Here is a 1390-nt window from a genome sequence, read left to right as displayed (position 1 = left end):
GGGACTGTCGGAACAACGGCGGATTTGACCTTGGTCTGACTGGCCGGACCTGACGGTTCGGCGGGAAGGATCGAGCAGTGTCGGAGACACTCGACGCCGTGGCGAAGAAGGACGACGCGGCGGACACCAAGAAGCTGGCCGAGCAGCTGCTGAAGCAGGCCAAGGAACAGGGGATCGACCTGGTCGGCCCGGGCGGGTTGCTCAACCAGTTGACCAAAACCGTGCTCGAGACCGCGTTGGAAGCGGAGATGACCGAGCATGTCGGCTATGAGAAACACGACCCAGCCGGGCGTGGAACACCGAACTCTCGCAACGGAACTCGCTCGAAGACGGTGGTCACCGAGATCGGTCCGGTCGAGATCGATGTGCCGCGTGACACCAGCTCGACGTTCGAACCGAAGATCGTCAGGAAACGTCAGCGGCGGTTGTCGGGGGTCGATGAGATCGTGTTGTCACTGACCGCGAAGGGGTTGACGACCGGGGAGATCTCGGCGCATTTCGCTGAGATCTACGGCGCTTCGGTGTCCAAGGACACCGTCTCCGCGATTACCGACAAGGTGGTCGCGGAGATGACCGACTGGTGCAACCGGCCTCTCGATCGTGTGTATCCGGTCGTGTTCATCGATGCGATCCACGTGAAGATCAGGGATGGCCAGGTCACCAACCGTCCGATCTACGTGGTCATCGGTGTCACCGTGGCCGGTGAGCGCGACATCCTCGGGTTGTGGGCCGGCGACGGCGGCGAGGGCGCCAAGTTTTGGCTCGCCGTGCTGACCGAGATCAAGAACCGCGGCGTCGCCGATGTGTGCATCGCTGTCTGCGATGGGCTCAAAGGCTTGCCGGAGGCGATCACCACCGTCTGGGAGCGAGCGATCGTGCAAACGTGCGTGATCCACCTGCTGCGCAACTCGTTCCGATACGCCGCCCGGCAGTATTGGGACCAGATGAGCCGTGACCTCAAGCCGGTCTACACCGCGCCGACCGAGGCCGCGGCAAAAGAGCGGTTCGATGAGTTCGCCACAAAGTGGGGGCCACGGTATCCGGCGATCGTCAGATTGTGGGAGAACGCGTGGAGTGAGTTCGTGCCCTTTCTCGACTACGACGTCGAGATAAGGCGGGTCATCTGCTCAACCAACGCCATCGAGTCCCTCAACGCCCGCTATCGCAGGGCGGTGCGGGCGCGCGGGCATTTCCCGACCGAGCAGGCAGCGCTGAAGTGCCTGTATCTGGTGACCCGCTCGCTGGACCCCACCGGACGCGGCCGGGCACGATGGGCGATGAGGTGGAAGCCCGCGCTGAACGCGTTCGCGATCACCTTCGAAGGCCGGATCACCCCGACCGGAAACTAACCATCACCGGGGTCAGATCCGCCGTTTACCCGACAGTCCCA

The 1390-nt window shown here is 63.4% G+C and carries 1 protein-coding gene; it reads left to right on the top strand.

Annotated elements, in window-relative coordinates; genetic code table 11:
- Nucleotides 1–98 precede the first annotated feature (98 nt).
- Nucleotides 99–1349, top strand: a complete 1251-nt coding sequence (locus NG1_RS34805; RefSeq protein ID WP_373686209.1) for an IS256 family transposase — start codon at nucleotides 99–101, stop codon at nucleotides 1347–1349.
- The last annotated feature ends 41 nt before the right edge of the window (nucleotides 1350–1390 follow it).

The sequence above is a fragment of the Nocardia gamkensis NBRC 108242 genome (genome assembly GCF_001612985.1).
GTDB classification, from domain to species: Bacteria; Actinomycetota; Actinomycetes; order Mycobacteriales; family Mycobacteriaceae; genus Nocardia; species Nocardia gamkensis.
Note: the sequence above shows the minus strand (reverse complement) of the source record. Positions and strands in the feature narration are given on the sequence as shown.